Here is an 18,388-nt window from a genome sequence, read left to right on the forward strand (position 1 = left end):
TCCCACAGGATCCCTACCTTGGGATTGACTCCATAGTAATCCTTGGAACTGGAAGCACTTCCGGTAAAGTGGCTAGGGGGAGAAGGAATAAAAGTAAAAGCCTCATTGGAACGATAGGCCCAAGCGAGCTGAAGACCGGTTATAAGGGTAAAATCGTCCGTGATGGAAAACCGATTCTCTCCATACAAGGGAACGGTAGCGGCAACAGAAAAGCTATTGGCTTGGAGCGGTCCTTGATCGGGCCGGCCAAAAAACATTTGAAAATCGGTCTCCCCTCGAAACTCCCCCTGGGGGAGAAGCCCCACCACCCAGCGGTCCGAATGCCCGAAAAGTTCTCCAGAACCCCGGTACTGAAAGAGAGCGCCAAAATCGTTGTAGGAAGCGTGGAGAAAGGTAAAAATAGGATGCCAAAGTTGCGCATTTTGCCAGTAGATCCCTGTTCGGATGTCTTGATCGGGATCGACTCGCACGGTCGCAAGGTCGGCAATCCGGGAAAGATCCCAGAAACGTCGCAAGTTCATTCGAAAAAACGCGCGATTTGGCTCCTCCGGATCGGATTCGGTCTGCGCTAAGGTGAGGGGTCCCGGAAGGTACTGCCTCTGGTTGATGTAGCTATAGTAAATACGGTTTTCCGCGTCGTCTCCGATCCGGTATCCTACATTTGCCGTGAGGCGTATGGAGTTAGACTCCGAATGCCCGCGAAAGCCCGCTTCATAAAATTCCGATAACGATCCGTAAGCGTCCACGGGCCCTTCCACGGTCCCGCCTGCGAGCTGCCCTCGAAGATATCCAAAGCTTCCGGCTTCAAATCGCGCTGTCAAAAGCGGAGAGCTATAGCCGGTTTGCGAGACAAAGTTAATGGCACCCCCCAGCGTTGCACTCCCGTAGGGAAGGGCATTCGCACCCCGATAGACCTCCACGTACTGCATGGCCAAGGGATCAATATTGGAGAGGGCAAACGTAGCCCCATCAGCAAAGGTCCAGGGAAGCCCATCCTGCAAAATCATGGTTCCCCAGATTCCGTAGTTAGGCCTAGCGAGCCCAGAACCTCGAATGGAAAGCCGTAGGTCGTTGGGTCCGGCATAGGCTTCCTGGATATAAACGCCAGCCTGGAAACCAAGAACGTCTTGCAGAGTTGAGCTTCTCCCGCGCTCATATTCGCTGGCACCGATGTAATTGGTGCCACCTGGGAATTGACTTAGCGTTTCGTGAGCTTCTTCTGAAGCCGGAATCACGAGAGACTCGGGCTTTTGTCCAACAACGGTGACTTCAGGAAGCTCACTTGGGAGCTTGCGGCTGGAAGTTGGACTTAAGGGGGCAGTCTGCCCAGAGGGTACATTCTCTTCGGGGGGAGAGTCAGGAGTTTGGAAGCTGGTTGCCTGTGAGGCCTTCATCCAACCAAAAGAAGCCCACACAGGGAACCCTAGAAAAAGGAAGCGAAAGGAGACAAAGAAAATCCTCTTTACCACGGGTTCTACGCTACCCGGTTGCACTCCCCTGAGTCTAGCGACAGGCAGCCATATTTACCGATCTATGTGACAAAAAAGATAACGTTGTAAGTTTTTCTTTTGCGTATGCTCGCTAACACGGGCCTTAGTAGATTGGATGCGCGTACCGGGACGTTCCCACCAGGAAACTATCCGAAGGCAAAAACGCAGGCCCATTGTCTATGTAATCACTCCGGAGGAATGCCCCAGTGATTCGCAATCGGAACGGTTAAATCATAATGCGATCGCGCATAGGGTTCTAGATGGCAACACGGAATGGGAATTTTTTCTCCAAAAACATTCCGGTGAAGGTCCGCTTATCGTTCTTTGTTCTCCTGACTCCTTGCCGATTCTTCTCTGCCGGCTCGCGTGTTCCGGTCGGCTCGCAAACGCTCGTTTGTTTGTGCAATGGCTACCTCCCGTTCAGGTTACAAGGACTCCTTCCCGTCGAGCGTCAGAACTGCCCAATGGCGGGAGCCGGGAGATCTATTCACCGGCTCTTCCTTCTGTTCAATGGATAGAGTGGCAATACATTCATTGGGTCCTCAGGGTTGTCGGGGGGAATCTTACCCGGGCCGCTCGTTGCCTTGGGATGCACCGGCGTACGCTTCAACGGAAGTTACAGAAGTCTCCTCCGGTAAGGTAACGGGTAACGTTTTTTGTAGGGCAAGGACTCCCATTTGGATCAATTTCTTTGTTTAAGCCTCCCTAGCCTTTTGCCTGCAGCCAGAAAGTCACGGGGCCCTCGTTGGTAAGCTCAACCGACATGGTGGCGCCGAAGACGCCACTGTGAACCTTCGGGTATCGTTGTTGCAATCGATCTACGAGGTATTGGTAGAGTTTCTGAGCCTGTTCGGGGGGTGCCGCCTTGGCGAAACTTGCCCGGGTGCCCTTATGGGTATCGGCAGCTAGGGTGAACTGGGGCACAAGCAAAAGCTCGCCACCAATCTCTTCCAGGCATCGGTTCATTCGGTGCTGGGCGTCAGGGAAAATGCGATACGTGAGAATCCGCTCCGCAAGCCGGTCAGCCGCCTTCGTTGTGTCTTCCCGTTCGATCCCCACCAAAGCAAGGATTCCTTGACCAATGGACGCAATCTTTTTGCCTCCGATGTAGACAGCGCCTCGACTCACCCTTTGGACCAGAGCGATCATGGTTTGCCACTTTGGCTATTCTCGTCGGTGCTATGCAAGTTTGGTCCGTTTTCTTGTTCCAGACAAAACTTTGAAACGCTCAACCGAGCTAGCCAAACACGAGTCGCTTGAAGGAAGACTGAACGAGGAAAGAGGGCTGAGTGTCCCCACCTTCACCCGCGCTCTCGCCCGATCACGGAGAGACGGTCTCCTTTCTCGCACAGAGGAGAATCGCCTTTAGGACCATTCTCAACTTTCCAGATCCCAAAGCCACGCTGCACCTCGAACACCGCTTGAGTCCCCGTGAAGGTTGCGGACGATCCTGGTTCTAGGCGTATGGGAAAAGAAAACATAGCGGGGTAAAAACTTTCCAATCTCCGTGTAGATAGCGGGGATCTGGGAAAGTCCACCTCCTAGAACAATCACATCGGGATCCAGGATGTTGATGACACAGGCAAGAGAACGAGCTAGGCGGTCGATATACAGGAGAATCGCTTCCCTACATTGCATGTCTCCTTGACGAGATCGTTCCGCGATGATTTGCGCGGAGAGCTCTAATCCGGTTTTCGTTCGAAAATCCAGCGAAAGGCCCGGTCCGGAAAGAAAGGTCTCAATGCAGCCCCGTTTGCCACAATAGCACGGCGGGCCGGGAAATTCTTCCGGGGTGGGCCAGGGCAGGGGGTTATGCCCCCATTCGCCGGCTACCCGGTTCACTCCCGGTAAAAGTTTGCCCTCTACGACAATGCCTCCGCCTGTTCCGGTTCCTAGAATCACTCCAAATACGACCCGAGCATGACAGGCGGCTCCGTCCCGAGCTTCTGAAAGGGTAAAGCAGTTGGCATCATTCTCGATCCGGACCCTGGGTCCCAGAAGCTCCTGCAAGTCCTTTCGCAAGGGTTTTCCGTTGAGCTCGGTGATATTGGAATTTTGCAGGAGCCCGGTTTCCGGGGAGATCGATCCTGGAGTACCGATGCCTATGGGAATTCCCCGGACTTTCCACCGATCCTCTACTTCTTGGACAAGGCTAACGACGCTTTGAAGGATGGCCTCGTAACTCCCACGGGGAGTTGGGCGCCGGTAACGGCACAGGGTTCGTCCATCTGGGGTGAGCAGAGCGATTTCTGATTTGCTCCCTCCAAGATCAATCCCGATCCGAAGGGTAGTACGAGAATGGAAAGACGGACCGTCCACAATTCTGTGTTCGTAGGGAAAGCATTGGCGCGCTTTTTATCCACCCGCTTGCGGAGCTCTTCTTATTGGGCAACCCATCCAAATCTCTCTATGGCTGACCTTGCCATCCCTAACCTAAATACGCTTTTCCGCTTCTTCCAAAACAGCGATAAAACGCTCCGCCGTGGGTGCCTGTATTAACTGCGTTCTCACCGTGGTATCCTTGACTAGTCTTGCAAGCCCTCCCACCAGAGCCAGATAATGGCTTGTCAAGCGCTTGGGGGTTCCAAGAAGGAAAATGAGGGAAACTTTGCGCTCGGCGTCGCCAAAATAGATTCCTTGGGAACTCCGGCCAACAGCGATCACCATGTCTTTCACAAAATCGGTGCGAGCATGGGGAAAGGCGACCCCCTCTCCGACATAGGTGGACTGGAGCCGCTCGCGCGCTACCACCGCCTGATAGAAGCTTTGCAACTCCACGACGCAAGGATGATGTTCCAGAAGGAGGGCAACCTCGTAGATGGCTTCCAACCGGGTCGTGCTAGTAAGTTCCAACTTGATTTGTTCCGGAGATAGAAGATCGGAGACCAGCATATCCTCCTCCACCATTTTATTTTGCTTCCGGTTGGGCTTGCTCTTCCAGTGCGAGGCTAGTGAGCGTGGTCCCCCTCCAACCGAGTTTTTGGCGAAGGATTCCAAAGAAATCTCTTTGAGCCAAAAAGGCCAAGCGCACAGGATGGGGAGCGACACCGACCTCTGCCCAATCGCCTGCGTGCAAAACACCGCCCGAATGCCCATCAAACTCCAGACGGACCGGAGCACAACGAGGCGGCACTTCGATCCGGAGGGTGGAGTCGGCAGAAAGAACAAGTGTCCGGTTGGTCAGGGTATGCGGGCAAATGGGGTTGAGCGTAAATACTCTTGCTTCCGGCAAAACGATAGGACCTCCTGCGGAAAGGGCATAGGCGGTGGAACCGGTTGGCGTTGCCACAATCAGACCATCAGCTTCGTAATCGCTGACCAAAAAGGGACCGGAAAATACTCGCAGGCGTGCCATGTGAGCCGTGGTCCGAAAGGCGACAAGATCATTCAAAGCACAGGGAATTTCACTTTCTTTGCCTCCGGCGCGGACTCTGGTTTGGAGTACCAGCCTCTCGCTATACCGAAGCTTACCCGCGACAATGTGGGTGAGAGCCGCTCCTATCTCATCTCCTGTTACCGCGGTGAGAAACCCCAGTCCCCCAATGTTAATGCCCAGAATGGGGATCTGGCTTGGGTAAATCGACTGTACCACCCGCAGAATGGAACCATCCCCTCCCGCGACCAGGAGAAGGTCGGCCTTTTCCCGGAGAAATTCCAGTGTGTGTCCTTGAAGATGGAGGAGCTTAGCGGTTCCCTCCTCCCAGAAAAGTTCGACGCCGTACTGGCCTGAAACATCCTTGAGTGTCTTGAGAAAACCAAGGGCGCCCGCTTTGGTCCGGTTGGCAATGACACCGATCCGCATCCAGCCTCCTTCCCTCGCGACAAAATGACCTACGATCGCAAGCCAAACAAGGCCAATCTTGCGAGGGCCAGGACAACACCCGGCCAAAGGATTGGGCTCTTCCTGGTTACCGGGTCGCGGAACCCCTTCACGGCTGGCCAATCCATTCCTAGGGCAAGAGAGCTGGTTCACTTCATTGCCCCATGGCCGCAACAACCCTCCTGTCTCCATTGGAAAAAATGGCCAGGGTTTCGGCTCGGCGTAGGGAAGGAAATGACACTGGCTTGGGGCGTTCTCTGTCAGGAGCAAGCTTGTCATGACCTTACTTTTATTTCATGCCTTGCCATCCGGGACCTGATGACTAGCCCCCTCGCTCGCGAGTTGGTTTGTTGGTGGTTGTGGCTGGCAGCGATTCTGTGGTTGCGATTCGAAGACTTGGGGGCAAACTTCGGCCCTCGTGCCCCGTTTCGGGAGAGATTTTTTGGGGATCTCACTGTGAGGAACCCCAGAGGGAAGACGGAGAGACGGCTCTAGTTCTCCATGGAGATTTTTCCAGTCCCTTGGCAGGAGGCCCCGTTACAAAGGATGGGACTCGAATCGTGGCCAACGATTGCGAGGCAATCCGTTAAAAAGACGCAACGAGCGATCCCTTCTTGAGGGAAGAACCTAAGAGCGTTCTCTTGGGTGGGCAGAAACCCAAGCTTTCGCTCTAGCCGTTGGAGAGTAAACAGGTAATCGGTGCCAACCATTTTGGATGACCGATCCCTTCACGAAGGGAGCGCACTTTTGGCGGCCCATCTCGACCATTGAGTCGCTTCTTGGACCTCTGCTCAGGCTCTGACGCATACCGATGGCCGCGCGCGGGGAAGTAGTGGAAGAAGGAGCCAAGCGTCATGCATTTGTCGCGATTACCCTAGGAGAGCGGGCACTTCTTGGGTCTTAGCTCAATGAGTAGGGCGCTTCGCCCGGCAGCTGGCTACTCGAAGGGAGTAATTCTCCACAATGAGGCCCGGTAAAGGGGGAGAAAGTCCCCAAGCCAAAAGCCTGCATGCCCGGCCTGAGACCAGAGGCGGCTTTATAGGGGCGGGCACGGCAAAGAAGGACTAGATTCGTTTAAAATGCGTAATCGGCAACGAAAAGGGCTAGGTAAGCCTAAATCACGTCTCAAAGAGAAAGGAAACCCGGCTCTTCCGAGCTAGGTAAGTCTTCCTTATACCTCAGTCGTCCACTGCTATTAGCTTTTGGTTGACTTTCGAGCAAAAATTCTTAGGAATTCTTAATGCCTTCGGAGAGAAAGCTACTGTGTAGCAAAGTCTTTTCTCTCGAACGAAAACCCGTGTGTCGAAAAGCGACAGGGCTAGAAGCTGGACTCCTAGCTCTTTGTTTCCTCCTGGGATTTTCCCTACGCGCCTTTACTCAACAACAAGAGCCCCTAACTCCGGAAAAAGGCCGGGCCATTTTTGGCATCCTTCCGAGGGTCGCCGATAATCCCTCCAACCCGGTGACGCCGGAAAAGGTTACCTTGGGGAAAAGCCTCTTTTTTGATCCCAGGCTTTCCAAAAGCGGGGTCGTTAGCTGCAATAGCTGCCACAATCTGGCTGCAGGTGGGGTCGATGGCCTGCCAACATCGGTGGGCCACCTTTGGCAGATTGGTCCCAGGAATGCGCCTACGGTCTTTAACGCTGCTCTTCAGGTGGCGCAGTTCTGGGATGGGAGGGCCAAGGATGTGGAAGAACAGGCAAAGGGTCCCCTGGTCAATCCTAAGGAAATGGCCGCAACCCCAGAGCTTATTGTAGCCCGGCTTAAGAGTATTTCCTTCTACCAGGAAAGCTTCCGAAAGGCTTTTCCAGGGGATAAGGATCCGGTGACGTTTGAGAATACGGCTCGGGCGATCGCTGCTTTCGAACGAACCCTTCTTACCCCTTCCCGGTTCGATCGTTTCTTGCAGGGGGACGAGCAGGCACTTTCCCCTGAGGAGAAGGTAGGACTTGAGACTTTTGTTCAGGTTGGCTGCATAAGCTGTCATAACGGCGTAGGGGTGGGGGGAGGAATGTTTCAAAAGTTTGGGATTTTCCGAAAACCGGATGGGTTCAAAGATCTGGGGCGGTACGAAGTCACGAAAAACGAGGCCGATCGTTACGTCTTTAAGGTTCCTTCCCTTCGAAACGTAGCGCTAACGGCTCCGTACTTTACCGACGGCTCCGTATGGGATCTTGGACAGGCGGTCCGCATCATGGCGGACGTACAGCTCAATCGCAAGCTTTCAGACGTGGAAGTAAAAAGAATTGTCTCTTTCCTTAAAAGCCTAACCGCAGACCCGCGCCCCGAAATGACTCTTCCCACTCTCCCAGCTTCGACACCGCAAACTCCCAAGCCGCAACTTCAGTAAGGCCGTGTTTTTTGGCGAGCCGAAGTGGGGCGAAAACCGGCACTGTTGCGCAGCTAGCCTCCTGTTTGGCACGGATCGAGGACTCTTTCTTGGGATCTGGGAGGTTTCTGGCACTCGGCGGGCAGGAGCCGCCACGATGCTTTAGGCAAGAAGGGTCGTCCGATCATAGCAGTCAATCTCAAGAGAACCAGAATGGGGAACTCCTCCTACCCATGGGCCATCCCAACCACCTTCGCGCTCAAGCTTCCGCGTGCGCGCCAAAAAGGCTGGCTCACCCCAGTAGGGAAAGCTGCTATTGAAAGTATGGGCTTGGAGGCAAGAGAGCGGCCCAACCGACCCGGCTCCCCACTGTGAGCGGATCGGCTTTTTGGGCGATCGTCTTGAGGAGTCTCGGCCAATACTTCCTTCGGATAAGCCACCCGGCTTTCCCGCCGGGCGCGATCGCTCAAGAACTAGGCCACTTTCCTCCGGCAATGAGAGAAGATCGAACCCCATTGCCTTCCACCTTTATCAGTTGACTCCGGTCGGTAAGCCAAAGCTCCCGATCTTTTGGGAAGATTCGGACAATCGCTCTTGGAGCCTGGCTTCTTCTTAGCTCAAGTGAGATACGCAAGCTCTTTGCGCTTTCAGCGCTTCCCAGTTCGACCGGCTTTTTTCCTTCCTCCATCAAAGACAAGGGTTTTTTCTTCGATCCCCAACCGTGGTTGGAGCCTCACGCGCAACCCGAGAAGCGTCTTCGAATTCGCCCGGTTTGCCCGCAGAATCTTTACTCTTTTTACTCTCCAAGAAAATCGAGACTCCTTGAGCATGGGTCGGAATCAAGAACAAGCACTGGGTGCCAGTCCCCTCGCTGATCCCGGCTCTCTCCATAACGCGCAAGTCCCTTCGGGCCTTGCCTCCCTCAAACTACACACGGGAGAGATGATAAAGCACAAGACCCGTTACCCCCCGAGCGAATCCTCGCGATAGCGCTTTTTCCAGCTAGCTCTAAAACCCCGTTTCGCCCATTCAATCGCCCGGTATAGCTCCTTTTCCTCGAAGTGGCTTTTTTCCTCCACCCCGTGGAGTTCCACTAATACCCTCCCCCTGGCTTTGTTCCCGAACGGACACTGCGAGGAAGGAAAAAAGAGTCCACCCCAAAAAAGATCGCTTGAACAAACCGCCGCTTGCGCTCCCATCTTATCCCTGGAAGCATTTCCTCTTGGACCCCTGCTGTAAGCCCTCCCGGGGTACAAGCTTCTGCCCTTTGAAGCCTGTTGGAACAACCTCTTGCCTGTCGACCGGGAGCCGCCTCCCATTGGCCCAATTCCTTCTCTTTCCCTCTTTCGCCACGCGGTAGGACCGGTGAACCCCCCGACCTGCCGGCACACCTTCCCGTTGCGATCGGCACAAGCCTCCTGGGCACAAATGTGCAACTTACAAGAGACATGATCCGACTTTAGAAATGGTTTACCTTTAATTCCCTAACGTATCGACCCTACGCGCGTTTTTATAAGTCCTGCACTTGCAACTCCAAAGGTCAAAAGCCTAAGGAAGTTACGTTAGCCAAAATGCGGAGTCGGGTAAGGCCCAAGAGCGCTCAGCACAGTTGTGCTCGCTCTTGACTTCATTCCGAGCTTTCCTTTGGCCTGGAGAAAGAGCCGTACCGCCTCGCCGATTACCACGCGTTTCGCGTTGGCTCTTGGGAGTATTCTCGAGCCAGGGCGGCATCGAGAAGGGAAACTGCGTAGGGAGCGAAAAGGCCTCGGGCCGCCGGATACTGTTCCACCTCCCCGGCGAGGCACGCCAGTCGCGGCACTGCCGAAAGAAAAAAGTTGCTCTCGAAGAGCTCCGGTGTCCCTCTTGGGCTTTGAGCTTGCTTTGAAACGCCTGCCTGTACAACCGCCCCTCGATCTGCCGGAATACCTCGTAGCAAAAGAAGTTGCCGTCCGGAGGGTGGCGGCCAAGCCCAATCGGCTTTGCCAAAGCTCGGACCCACGACGGAATGATTCTCTTCATGGGCAGGCGGGTGACGGGGTTTCTCAAGAGCCGTGCGCAGCGGGTACTGTTGACCCTATCAGATCTGCCAGCCATGGGCCGCCCCTGGGTTTGCGATCTCTCCGACGAAGTCGATGATGAGCAAGAAGCTCTAGCATCGGGAAAGCCGCTTGAACTTGCGCAACAAAATGCACAAAAGATGCCAGTTAGGAGGGACGCTTTCGGCGCCGGCCGGCTGGGGATTCGGGAACGCTTACTCTAGCGACCATAGAACTCTCCTTGCAAGGTTACGTTTGGGTCCCACTGTTGACTTGGGCTACAGGGGCTTTTGGGTTAAAGCTCGACTGGGTCCTACGACTGGCCGAACTGCCGTCCCAGCGGAGGGGTGGAGCGTGTGCCATCCTTTCTCTTCTTTGACTCGCCCAACTTCCGAAAGCGCTAACTCCCGAGAGATAGCCCCTACGCTTCTGATTTCCCAAAAAGAAAGATTCTTCGGAAAGTTCTCAGTGTGCGAGCTCGCCTAGTAGCACAGACACTCTTACCTACTGCACTCTAGGGATACGTTTTGTCTACGGTATAACTCCAGCCAGTAAACCGGGGAGCTGTGATCAGCCAGCTGCAAGAGAGGGTATGCGGGTAGAGCAATCGAGCTCTTCTGGAATCTAGCCCTCAACGGGATGAGTCCCGAGATCCATTGCCACTAGTGGATATGTTGGAGGGAACTCCTCCCCACGCATCTGGGCTCCCCGGTCACGAAATCCGTTGGAGGACCCAAAAGCGAAAGCACGCGGTCCAACCTGTATTCTTGCGGCAAAGAAAAGGACCGGTGGTAAACTGTGAGTGTCCCATTTGACGGAGCAGGTAGGCCCATGCACACTCACTTTTTGCGATGGGAGCGGTTCCCAGAGTTGGATAGTCCCCTTATTTGGCACGGTTTTTCACTGCGGGCGCCTTTGGAGCCTGAGGTGTTACGGGCCGTTCTGACTACTGAGCTCCGAGAAAAAGGGATTCCGGTAGCAGCTTGGGTCGAAGCCGCTCAGCCTCATGGAAATCAAGTCGCGGTCGTCCGTTCTCCAGCCACACGATATTTCCCCGGTGCAGACGGTCTTTTGACTGCCTTGCGAAGGGTTCTCCTGGCCGTTCGTGTGGCCGACTGTGCGGCGGTCTACCTTTTGGACCCGGTTCGAAAGGTCATCGGGCTTCTCCATTCGGGTCGCAAGGGCACAGCCTGGAATATCGTTGGGGCCGCCATTGCCCAAATGAAACGCCAATGGGGATGCCGTCCCTGGGACATCCGGTTACAAATAAGCCCCTGCATCCGCCCGCCCTATTACGAGGTGGACTTTGCCGCTGAGATTCAGAGGCAAGCCCGTCGGGCTGGGGTGGTCCATGTGTATGACTCGGGGCGGTGCACAGCTGCGGATCCGGAGCGATACGACTCCTATCGGAGAGATCGGGGAAAGACGGGGCGGATGTATGCTTTCATCCTGTTACGTTGAGCTTGGGAGCGGTGGGCTACAAGTATCCCTGGGCTCGCATTTCTTTCTCAATCTGCTGGGCTTCCCGTGCACGTTCCGAGGCCTTTTTTGCTTTCCATGCTTCATACGATCGCCCGTCTGCCGTATCTTTGCCGGTGAAAGCAATGGCCACAATCTGGTCATACGGGATCGCCAAGGGCTCTGCTTGTCCAGGCAGAAGAAGTTCAACTGTCCCGCACGACTCTGTCAGTGTCCGGTTAAACACAAACCCTTCGACTTGTGAGCCATCGCAGAGCTCCAAGGTAACGTCGCCGCGATAATCAAAGGCAGCTTCCACGGCAAGAGCTTTCTCGGCCAAGCTTTGGCAAACAAAACGCCGCCCCTGGAGTTTTACACCCTGGCCGAGCACTCCTTGTAAAACGAGGGCTGACTCGCCGTTCATGGGAAGCTATGGGCTCTTAGTCCGACCGAACGATTGCCCGAACGGTTCGCCACAGCCCTCCCCAAGAGCCGAAGGTATCGTTAATGGCAGAAGCCTCGTAGCCGGAGTGTACCATGCAGTTGGCACATTTTGGGTTGCCACTCCGGTAGCCATATCGCTCCCAGGGCGTGCTCTCGAGAAGTTCACGGAAGGTCCGGGCATAGCCATCGGCCAAAAGATAGCAAGGCTTTTGCCATCCAAAGATAGTGTACGTCGGATTGCCCCAGGGGGTGCAGTCGTAGTCGATTTTTCCCTGTAAAAATTCAAGGAAAAGTGGGGACAAATTGAACTTCCAGGTCTTCTTCCGGTTTCTCAAAATATCCCGGAAAAGTTCCTTCGTCCGCTCGCGGCCAAGAAAGTGTTCCTGATCCGGTGCCTTGGAGTAGCTGTAACCAGGGGAGACCATGATGCCTTCGATCCCCAGTTCCATGACCCGATCGAAAAATTCCCGTACCCTCTTTGGGTTAGCTCCCACAAAGAGGGTCGCATTGATGGTTACTCGGAAGCCGCGCCGCACGGCTTCCCGAATCGCATCCACGGCCACGTCGTAGACCCCCTCCCGGCATACGGAGTCGTCATGCTCTTCTTTGAGTCCGTCCAAATGGATGCTAAAAGTGAGGTATTTGGACGGCCGAAACAGATTCAGTTTACGCCGCAAGAGTAGCGCGTTAGTGCATAGGTAAACATACTTTTTCCGGGCAATGAGCCCCTCGACGATCTTATGAATTTCCTGATGGATGAGGGGTTCCCCTCCGGCAATGCTCACAATGGGAGCCCCGCATTCCTCCGCTGCCGCCCAGCACTGCTCCGGACTCAGCCGCCGGTTGAGGATATGGTCCGGATACTGGATCTTTCCACACCCTGCGCAAGCCAGGTTGCAGCGGAAAAGGGGTTCGAGCATTAACACAAGGGGATACTGCCTTTTCCCCGACCAGCGCTGCCGCAAAACATAGAGGGCGACAGTCCAAATTTGAGAAAGGGGAACCATTGCCTATGGCGTAGACTAAGGAAGCCAAAGGTCCTGTCAATCCTGGCGTTATGCGTTTTTTTGTTTTTTTCTGTTGATCCCTCCAAGCTTGTTAGTTCTGTAACGGCCTGCTTTTGCTGGTGCAGTCCAGCGCCGATGGTCGAGGCAAGAAGACCCGAGAGAAAGTTGCGCTATTTCTTTTTAGGCCAAGAAGAAGCCTTCAAGAAGGGCCGTAGGCTGTGAAAAAGGGTCCCAACCCAACTGGTCCAGATCCTTTTCCCTTCCTGGATAAGTAAGGAAGGGAAAAAACCGTGGGGAAGTCAACGACAAGCTCCTCGCACACGGCCCGTAGTTCGCGTGTGAAGAAACGCTAGGTCTTGGGAATGCTTCGCTTGGTTTGTCGAGCAACCGAAAGTAGCGGAAGTACCCTGCCAAGGAGGCAACGTGATTGCTATCGACCCGTCGTCAGACCCGATCTGCCCGTCCAAGCGCCGCAGACACTTTCGCGTGGACTGGAATATTGACTTTGAGCGGGCACAAGCACTGCCGAGAAGGAGCGCAAACCGGCTTTCTGGGAAGGACGCTTAAAAAGGGAAGCTCCCCAGAGAAAACCTGTACCCCTATCCTTGCTGGGGTCCGTGAGAGGAGTCTTTCGGGGAGTCTCCAAGGGATTCGTTCTGCGGAACGGCCCCGGGGGGCGGGGGGGTAACCGTTCTGTGTATTTCGCGCTCAAACTCTTCGCGCGCCCGGTGGAACTCCCCAAGCGCCCGACCCAAGCCCCGGGCAAGCTCGGGAAGACGCTTGGCCCCAAAGAGAAGAAACACCACGACAAAGATCCAAAACCATTCTTGTCCGGAAGGGAGACCCAGGGCAAAAAGGTGCATGGGGTACTCTGCTTGATCTTCTAGTGTCCCGCAAGAGATTTTGACACCTGCCTGCCCACCGATTCTCCCTTTTTCCAAGGTCCGTGTTCGGGGCATCTTTTCGGGAAGGGACCGGTGGGGAACCGTCCGCCCTCCGGTGAAGTGCCTTTGTAAGAAGAATGGGTTTAGGTCATCGCTTTTGTTGTCGGAACGAAAGAAAGCGATTAGTATTAGCTTACATGATTGTTCCTCGACCGAAACTGTCCTGGCTGGAACGCTCCTATCTTCCAGGGGTTGTTCAAGGGTTGGCCGTCACATGGAAGCATTTTAAGGATTCTGTCACAGGCAAAACCAAAGAGACCCTCGAGTATCCAGAAGAAAAGCCCCAGCTTCCTCCCGGGTACCGGGGAGCACCCGTGCTGGTAAAGGACGAAGAAGGGCGGGAAAAGTGCGTTGCCTGCCAGTTGTGTGAATTTATCTGTCCTCCCCGAGCAATTCGGATCGAACCGGGGGAAATTCCGGAAGAGTCTCCCTACGCTAAGGTGGAAAAGGCTCCCAAGGAATTTTGGATCGATATGACACGTTGTATCTTTTGCGGGCTATGCGAGGAAGTTTGCCCGGAAGAAGCCATTTTCCTTCGGGAGGACTGCTATTCCATTACAGGAAGGACCCGTGAAGAGATGATCCACAATAAGGAGAAACTCTACGAGCTAGGCGGCATCTTGCCTCGGCCGATCAAAAAGTGGAAAAATAAGTAGCAAGCCAAACCGTATGTGTCTTTCTTTGGTGCTTCCAGGGTTTGGGTCTTACCCGGCCAGTTCAATGTTGTCCCTTGAGCAGAGAACGTCTGGATAGAAAAATATTTCGCATGGGAACGGATCTTTTTTGGCTCTTTACCGCAGTGATGCTTTTTGCTGCTTTCGGTGTGGTGCTCAATCGCAATCCGATCGCATCGGCTCTTTGCTTGATTCTGACTCTTTTGGCTCAAGCAGGGCTTTTTGCTACGCTTGATTCTTACTTTTTAGCCGCAATTCAAGTATGGGTGTACGCTGGTGCCGTGATGGTGTTATTTCTTTTTATTATCATGCTTCTTGACATTAAAAAAGAGGAAGCACAACCCTTCCAGTGGAGTTCCGGGCTTGCAGCTTTTGTCTTGGCAGCCGTACTAGCCGGAGCCTTTATAGAGCTGGCTCGAAGTGGAGCGGCTGCTCCGATGCCACCTCAACCGGCCGGCCCGGGAGGGGATTGGGTTACGGCGATTGCCCGGGTTCTTTTTGGGAGGTATCTTCTTGCCTTAGAATCGGTGGGTGTGCTTCTGTTACTGGCGATGGTCGGCGTTGTTGTCTTTGCAAGGACACGGGCATCTCGGACGTAGTCATGATTACTTTGGGGCATTACTTAGGAGCCAGCGGGCTTTTATTTTTGATCGGATTAGTTGGCGTCATCCTACGGAGGGAATTACTGGTCATTTACATGTGCTTGGAAATGATGCTCAACGCGGGTAATCTTGCCTTTGTTGCCCTGAGCCGGTTTCGCCAAGATGCCTTAGGACAGGCCGCGGTCTTTTTCATCATTACCGTGGCCGCGGCGGAGGTGGCCGTCGGCCTCTCACTGATCGTAGCCTTCTACCGGGTGCGTCGCTCAACGAAAACCGATGACCTCACGGTTCTTCGTTTCTAGCCGCTCTACTGCAGGATGAGTGCCTGGCTTTTGTTGATCGCTCCCCTTCTGGCCGCCCTATTGGTTTTGGTCCTTTTTGCACCTTATCGTTATTGGGCAAGCTGGTTGTGCATTGGAGCGGCTGGCATTTCCACTTTGATCGCTTTGGGAATCTTTTTCGGTTGGGTGAATGCTCCTTCTCCCTGGCCGTGGTTTGAGTTTGGAGAGCTGGTCGTTCCAATAGGCATGCGCCTGGACACCTTATCCAAACTCATGTTAGTGGTTGTCACCACGGTGGCTCTTCTCATTGAAATCTATTCGCTCGGATACATGGCTCATGATCCTGGCCAGGGTCGCTTTTTTGGGATGCTTTCCTTTTTTCTTTTTTCCATGCTGGGGATTGTGGTGGCCGATAATTTTTTGCAGATGTATATCTTCTGGGAGTTGGTAGGTCTTGCGTCTTATCTGTTGATTGGTTTTTGGTTCGAACGCCCGTCCGCCGCGGAAGCTGCCAAAAAGGCTTTCATTGTGAATCGCATTGGGGATTTTGGTTTTATCGCAGGAATTTTATCCTATTGGGCGATTACGGGGAGCCTGAGTTTTGATGTAGAAGTTGCTCATCGACTCGCGAGTCATCCTTTGGCTTGGTTGGTGACCCTTTTGCTTTTCTGTGGGTGCGTGGGAAAGTCCGCGCAAGTTCCGTTGCATGTGTGGCTTCCGGATGCGATGGAGGGCCCGACTCCCGTGTCTGCCCTTATCCATGCTGCAACGATGGTTGCCGCCGGGGTTTATATGCTTTGCCGGGCGTTTGCGGTTTTCCAAGCCTCACCCCAGGCACTGGAGGTGATCGCATGGACTGGAGGGACTACTGCTCTTTTTGCCGGGTTGTTGGGAGTCGCTCAAAATGATATCAAACGCATTTTGGCCTATTCTACGATGTCTCAGCTAGGGCTTATGGTCATGGGTGTCGGGTGTGGCTCCCCTGGAGCGGCGATGTTTCACTTGACAACTCATGCCTTTTTCAAAGCGCTTTTGTTTTTGGGAGCCGGTTCGGTTTTGGTAGCTCTGCATCACCGTGAACAAAACATCTGGCGCATGGGAGCTCTTTACCGTTACATGCCCCAGACGTTTGCTTGTTTTCTAGTGGGAGCTTTAGCGCTAACGGGTGTTCCGGGGGTGTCGGGGTTCTATAGTAAAGAAACCCTTTTGCGAGCGGCTTGGTCGCGTTCGCTTCCTCTTTTTGCGGTAGGTCTAGCTACTACCTTTCTCACGGCTCTTTATATGACCCGGCTCGTGATCGTGAGTTTTTTGGGCGAACCACGATCCGAAATCGTGAGTCAAGCCAAGGAAAGTCCCTTGGTCATGGGTGTTCCTTTGCTTTTGTTGAGTCTTGCTTCTATCGGTTCCGGATACCGGTGGGTGGGGATTCCGGAATATCTTGGCGTTGCGAGTGAACACACAAGTTTTGCGGTACCCCTGCTTTCTCTTTTGGTCGTCGGTTTAGGATTTGCCACGGGCTGCACCCTCTATCTGAACCGATCTTCGGAGCCACTCCACATGAGGCTTTTGGAGGCTCGGTTCTATGTAGATGAGTTGTATGATCGGGTGATTGTTTGGGCCCAGGATCGGCTTGCGTGGCTTCTTTCTTGGCTGGATCAATGGTTGATTGGATTTGGAGTTGTGCGGGGGATTGCTTTTGTCGTTAGCCTCGGAGGGGAAATTTTGCGACTGGTACAGGTGGGGAATGTTCGCTTTTATGCGTTTGTTTTTTCCCTGGGTGCGGCTCTTTTTTTCCTCTGGTTTCTAGGAAAATAAAGAAAATATGGACCTTTCTCCTCTCACGATCCTTCTTTTGATTCCGGTCCTGGGCATTGCGGTCATTGCCTTTTCTCCTTGGAACCCCAAGGCCGTTGCGGTCTTTGCCGCAGGGAGTAATCTTGTATGGAGTCTCTTGCTCTACGCGGGTTTCGATCCCGATTTTCAAGGTTTCCAGTTTGTACAGGATAGCCCTTGGATCACGTTTGCGGGACTGCCTGCGATCCGTTACCACGTGGGCTTGGACGGAATCAATCTCCCCTTGGTTCTTTTAACCGCAATTGTAACCATGGCGGCGGTTGCGATTGCGCCGAGTCGGATCGAACGAGGTCGGGAGTTTTTTAGCTATCTTTTGCTCGTTTCTCTGGGAGCTTTGGGTGCGTTTGTGTCGTTGGATCTATTCTTTTTTTATGTGTTTCATGAAATCGCACTGGTTCCGACTTTCCTTCTGATCGGAATCTGGGGACGGCAAAACCGGCAACTGGCCAGTCTTCAGTTGACCCTTTACCTGGCAGCCGGGAGCCTCGTTCTTCTGGCAGGTATTTTAGGGCTTCTCTTTTTATTTCCCGGCCCAGTCCGGACCTTTGACATTCCCGAGTTAGAACGGCTCTTCCGCCAGCATGCTCCTGGCTTGGAAGCCCAGCGATGGGTCTACCTTTTGCTTTTGGTTGGCTTTGGAACGCTTGTTTCTTTGGTCCCGTTCCATTCCTGGGCTCCTCTGGGGTATGCCACAGCTCCTCCTGCCGCCGCAATGCTCCATGCAGGCGTTCTTAAGAAATTTGGCTTGTACGGTCTTCTGCGAGTAGCTCTCCCCTTACTTCCGGAGGGAGTGCAGGCATGGAAGCCTTTGTGGCTCATTCTTTTGCTCGGCAACATCATCTATGTGGGGCTGGTTACCTTAGCCCAGCGAGAGCTGGGCTTAATGCTTGGTTTTTCCAGTGTTATGCACATGGGGTACGTGTTTCTTGGGCTTGCCTCCTGGAATGAACTTGGGGTCAGTGGGGCGGTCCTTTTGATGGTGGCTCACGGGTTATCCAGTGCGCTTCTTTTTGCCTTGGCAGGAGAGATTGGATCTCGAACCGGGGTCCTTTCCTTTTCGGAGCTCGGGGGGCTGGCGGCGCAAGCTCCTTTTCTCACCGTCGCTTTTCTCTTTGGGTCGTTCGCATCGATCGGCCTTCCGGGTCTTGCCAACTTTGCGGGGGAGGTTTTGATCTTTTTTGGTTCTTGGAAAGCCTTCCCCTGGGTGACCACTTTGGCTCTCTGGGGGGTCGTACTTTCTGCGATCTATCAATTGAGAGCAGTGCGCCAGATCTTTTTTGGTCCTCTTCCGGAGCGCTTGCAACGAGTGGGAGATCTTGGGTTGTGGCGACAGAGAGCCCCGTACATGTTGCTCCTGGTGAGCTTGGTGATTGTAGGAGTTGTGCCCGGCAGTCTTTTGAGGGTGATTGAGCCCGCAGTCCGTGGGCTTCTTGCTTTGTCATTGTAAAG

General features: G+C 53.9%; 21 protein-coding genes. 10 read left to right on the forward strand and 11 right to left on the reverse strand.

All coding sequences use genetic code 11. From position 1 onward, the window contains the following. The coding region (locus tag KK925_RS07395) for a TonB-dependent receptor plug domain-containing protein (protein ID WP_214096398.1) at positions 1-1,235 on the reverse strand (1,235 nt) is incomplete at its 3' end. Between the two features lie 370 nt (positions 1,236-1,605). Between KK925_RS07395 and KK925_RS07400 the strand changes: the two genes are divergently transcribed. Further along, positions 1,606-2,133, forward strand: a complete 528-nt coding sequence (locus tag KK925_RS07400) for a helix-turn-helix domain-containing protein (RefSeq protein WP_174582159.1) — start codon at positions 1,606-1,608, stop codon at positions 2,131-2,133. A gap of 62 nt (positions 2,134-2,195) precedes the next feature. Here KK925_RS07400 and dtd read toward each other — a convergent pair whose 3' ends face one another. From dtd to KK925_RS07420, 4 genes are all read right to left on the reverse strand, one after another. Further along, positions 2,196-2,639 (reverse strand): D-aminoacyl-tRNA deacylase, encoded by a 444-nt coding sequence (gene dtd / locus KK925_RS07405; protein ID WP_174582160.1) that lies wholly within the window; start codon positions 2,637-2,639, stop codon positions 2,196-2,198. A 228-nt stretch (positions 2,640-2,867) separates the two neighbouring features. Beyond that, positions 2,868-3,809 (reverse strand): ROK family protein, encoded by a 942-nt coding sequence (locus KK925_RS07410; RefSeq protein WP_174582161.1) that lies wholly within the window; start codon positions 3,807-3,809, stop codon positions 2,868-2,870. Positions 3,810-3,923: 114 nt separating this feature from the next. Next, entirely contained in the window at positions 3,924-4,397 is a 474-nt protein-coding gene (locus KK925_RS07415; protein ID WP_174582162.1) for a PTS sugar transporter subunit IIA, read from the reverse strand. Between the two features lies 1 nt (position 4,398). Next, entirely contained in the window at positions 4,399-5,589 is a 1,191-nt protein-coding gene (locus KK925_RS07420; protein ID WP_236027882.1) for an NAD(+)/NADH kinase, read from the reverse strand. Positions 5,590-5,657: 68 nt separating this feature from the next. On the opposite strand from KK925_RS07420, the gene KK925_RS07425 reads away from it, so the two are divergent. Both KK925_RS07425 and KK925_RS07430 read left to right on the forward strand, forming a co-directional pair. Then, entirely contained in the window at positions 5,658-5,900 is a 243-nt protein-coding gene (locus KK925_RS07425) for a hypothetical protein (RefSeq protein WP_214096399.1), read from the forward strand. A 650-nt stretch (positions 5,901-6,550) separates the two neighbouring features. Further along, positions 6,551-7,660 (forward strand): cytochrome-c peroxidase, encoded by a 1,110-nt coding sequence (locus KK925_RS07430; RefSeq protein ID WP_174582164.1) that lies wholly within the window; start codon positions 6,551-6,553, stop codon positions 7,658-7,660. Positions 7,661-8,105: 445 nt separating this feature from the next. Here KK925_RS07430 and KK925_RS07435 read toward each other — a convergent pair whose 3' ends face one another. The 3 genes from KK925_RS07435 to KK925_RS07445 all read right to left on the reverse strand — a co-directional run bounded on the left by KK925_RS07435 (position 8,106) and on the right by KK925_RS07445 (position 9,638). Then, positions 8,106-8,327: a hypothetical protein gene (locus KK925_RS07435; RefSeq protein WP_174582165.1), complete on the reverse strand. Its 222-nt coding sequence runs from the start codon at positions 8,325-8,327 to the stop codon at positions 8,106-8,108. A gap of 274 nt (positions 8,328-8,601) precedes the next feature. Beyond that, positions 8,602-8,838 (reverse strand): hypothetical protein, encoded by a 237-nt coding sequence (locus KK925_RS07440; protein ID WP_214096400.1) that lies wholly within the window; start codon positions 8,836-8,838, stop codon positions 8,602-8,604. A 479-nt stretch (positions 8,839-9,317) separates the two neighbouring features. Then, entirely contained in the window at positions 9,318-9,638 is a 321-nt protein-coding gene (locus KK925_RS07445; protein WP_174582166.1) for a hypothetical protein, read from the reverse strand. Between the two features lie 6 nt (positions 9,639-9,644). On the opposite strand from KK925_RS07445, the gene KK925_RS07450 reads away from it, so the two are divergent. Both KK925_RS07450 and KK925_RS07455 read left to right on the forward strand, forming a co-directional pair. Beyond that, complete coding sequence (locus KK925_RS07450; RefSeq protein ID WP_174582167.1) at positions 9,645-9,899, forward strand: hypothetical protein; 255 nt, start codon at positions 9,645-9,647, stop codon at positions 9,897-9,899. 607 nt (positions 9,900-10,506) lie between these two features. Then, entirely contained in the window at positions 10,507-11,136 is a 630-nt protein-coding gene (locus tag KK925_RS07455; RefSeq protein ID WP_236027883.1) for a polyphenol oxidase family protein, read from the forward strand. A 16-nt stretch (positions 11,137-11,152) separates the two neighbouring features. Here KK925_RS07455 and KK925_RS07460 read toward each other — a convergent pair whose 3' ends face one another. The 3 genes from KK925_RS07460 to tatA form a co-directional block, all read right to left on the reverse strand. Continuing rightward, positions 11,153-11,557 (reverse strand): hypothetical protein, encoded by a 405-nt coding sequence (locus tag KK925_RS07460; protein ID WP_174582168.1) that lies wholly within the window; start codon positions 11,555-11,557, stop codon positions 11,153-11,155. Positions 11,558-11,573: 16 nt separating this feature from the next. Then, entirely contained in the window at positions 11,574-12,584 is a 1,011-nt protein-coding gene (hpnH, locus tag KK925_RS07465) for an adenosyl-hopene transferase HpnH (protein WP_174582169.1), read from the reverse strand. A 599-nt stretch (positions 12,585-13,183) separates the two neighbouring features. After that, positions 13,184-13,543 carry a twin-arginine translocase TatA/TatE family subunit gene (gene tatA / locus KK925_RS07470; RefSeq protein ID WP_214096401.1) on the reverse strand — a complete coding sequence of 120 codons (360 nt, stop codon included), beginning with the start codon at positions 13,541-13,543 and terminating at the stop codon, positions 13,184-13,186. A 122-nt stretch (positions 13,544-13,665) separates the two neighbouring features. Here tatA and KK925_RS07475 point away from each other — a divergent pair, with 122 nt between their 5' ends. From KK925_RS07475 to KK925_RS07495, 5 genes are all read left to right on the forward strand, one after another. Beyond that, positions 13,666-14,184: a NuoI/complex I 23 kDa subunit family protein gene (locus KK925_RS07475; protein ID WP_174582268.1), complete on the forward strand. Its 519-nt coding sequence runs from the start codon at positions 13,666-13,668 to the stop codon at positions 14,182-14,184. 110 nt (positions 14,185-14,294) lie between these two features. Further along, positions 14,295-14,801 carry an NADH-quinone oxidoreductase subunit J gene (locus KK925_RS07480; RefSeq protein WP_174582170.1) on the forward strand — a complete coding sequence of 169 codons (507 nt, stop codon included), beginning with the start codon at positions 14,295-14,297 and terminating at the stop codon, positions 14,799-14,801. 2 nt (positions 14,802-14,803) lie between these two features. Further along, the gene (gene nuoK, locus KK925_RS07485; protein WP_174582171.1) at positions 14,804-15,106 is read left to right on the forward strand and encodes an NADH-quinone oxidoreductase subunit NuoK; all 303 of its coding nucleotides are present in this window, start codon (positions 14,804-14,806) and stop codon (positions 15,104-15,106) included. Positions 15,107-15,121: 15 nt separating this feature from the next. After that, a complete protein-coding gene (gene nuoL / locus KK925_RS07490) occupies positions 15,122-16,900 on the forward strand; it encodes an NADH-quinone oxidoreductase subunit L (RefSeq protein WP_174582172.1) in 1,779 nt (592 codons plus the stop codon). 7 nt (positions 16,901-16,907) lie between these two features. After that, on the forward strand, positions 16,908-18,386 hold the full coding sequence (locus KK925_RS07495; protein WP_174582173.1) for a complex I subunit 4 family protein: 1,479 nt from the start codon (positions 16,908-16,910) through the stop codon (positions 18,384-18,386). Positions 18,387-18,388 lie beyond the last annotated feature (2 nt).

The sequence above is a fragment of the Candidatus Methylacidithermus pantelleriae genome (assembly GCF_905250085.1).
Taxonomy (GTDB): domain Bacteria; phylum Verrucomicrobiota; class Verrucomicrobiia; order Methylacidiphilales; family Methylacidiphilaceae; genus Methylacidithermus; species Methylacidithermus pantelleriae.

What these genes read in the sequence shown, in the direction of transcription:
- KK925_RS07400 (WP_174582159.1), top strand. Translation starts at nt 1,606, where the DNA reads ATGCGCGTACCGGGACGTTCCCACCAGGAAACTATCCGAAGGCAAAAA.
- dtd (WP_174582160.1), bottom strand. Translation starts at nt 2,639, where the DNA reads ATGATCGCTCTGGTCCAAAGGGTGAGTCGAGGCGCTGTCTACATCGGA.
- KK925_RS07415 (WP_174582162.1), bottom strand. Translation starts at nt 4,397, where the DNA reads ATGGTGGAGGAGGATATGCTGGTCTCCGATCTTCTATCTCCGGAACAA.
- KK925_RS07420 (WP_236027882.1), bottom strand. Translation starts at nt 5,589, where the DNA reads ATGACAAGCTTGCTCCTGACAGAGAACGCCCCAAGCCAGTGTCATTTC.
- KK925_RS07430 (WP_174582164.1), top strand. Translation starts at nt 6,551, where the DNA reads ATGCCTTCGGAGAGAAAGCTACTGTGTAGCAAAGTCTTTTCTCTCGAA.
- KK925_RS07435 (WP_174582165.1), bottom strand. Translation starts at nt 8,327, where the DNA reads ATGGAGGAAGGAAAAAAGCCGGTCGAACTGGGAAGCGCTGAAAGCGCA.
- KK925_RS07440 (WP_214096400.1), bottom strand. Translation starts at nt 8,838, where the DNA reads ATGGGAGCGCAAGCGGCGGTTTGTTCAAGCGATCTTTTTTGGGGTGGA.
- KK925_RS07450 (WP_174582167.1), top strand. Translation starts at nt 9,645, where the DNA reads ATGATTCTCTTCATGGGCAGGCGGGTGACGGGGTTTCTCAAGAGCCGT.
- KK925_RS07455 (WP_236027883.1), top strand. Translation starts at nt 10,507, where the DNA reads ATGCACACTCACTTTTTGCGATGGGAGCGGTTCCCAGAGTTGGATAGT.
- KK925_RS07460 (WP_174582168.1), bottom strand. Translation starts at nt 11,557, where the DNA reads ATGAACGGCGAGTCAGCCCTCGTTTTACAAGGAGTGCTCGGCCAGGGT.
- hpnH (WP_174582169.1), bottom strand. Translation starts at nt 12,584, where the DNA reads ATGGTTCCCCTTTCTCAAATTTGGACTGTCGCCCTCTATGTTTTGCGG.
- tatA (WP_214096401.1), bottom strand. Translation starts at nt 13,543, where the DNA reads ATGCCCCGAACACGGACCTTGGAAAAAGGGAGAATCGGTGGGCAGGCA.
- KK925_RS07475 (WP_174582268.1), top strand. Translation starts at nt 13,666, where the DNA reads ATGATTGTTCCTCGACCGAAACTGTCCTGGCTGGAACGCTCCTATCTT.
- KK925_RS07480 (WP_174582170.1), top strand. Translation starts at nt 14,295, where the DNA reads ATGGGAACGGATCTTTTTTGGCTCTTTACCGCAGTGATGCTTTTTGCT.
- nuoK (WP_174582171.1), top strand. Translation starts at nt 14,804, where the DNA reads ATGATTACTTTGGGGCATTACTTAGGAGCCAGCGGGCTTTTATTTTTG.
- nuoL (WP_174582172.1), top strand. Translation starts at nt 15,122, where the DNA reads ATGAGTGCCTGGCTTTTGTTGATCGCTCCCCTTCTGGCCGCCCTATTG.
- KK925_RS07495 (WP_174582173.1), top strand. Translation starts at nt 16,908, where the DNA reads ATGGACCTTTCTCCTCTCACGATCCTTCTTTTGATTCCGGTCCTGGGC.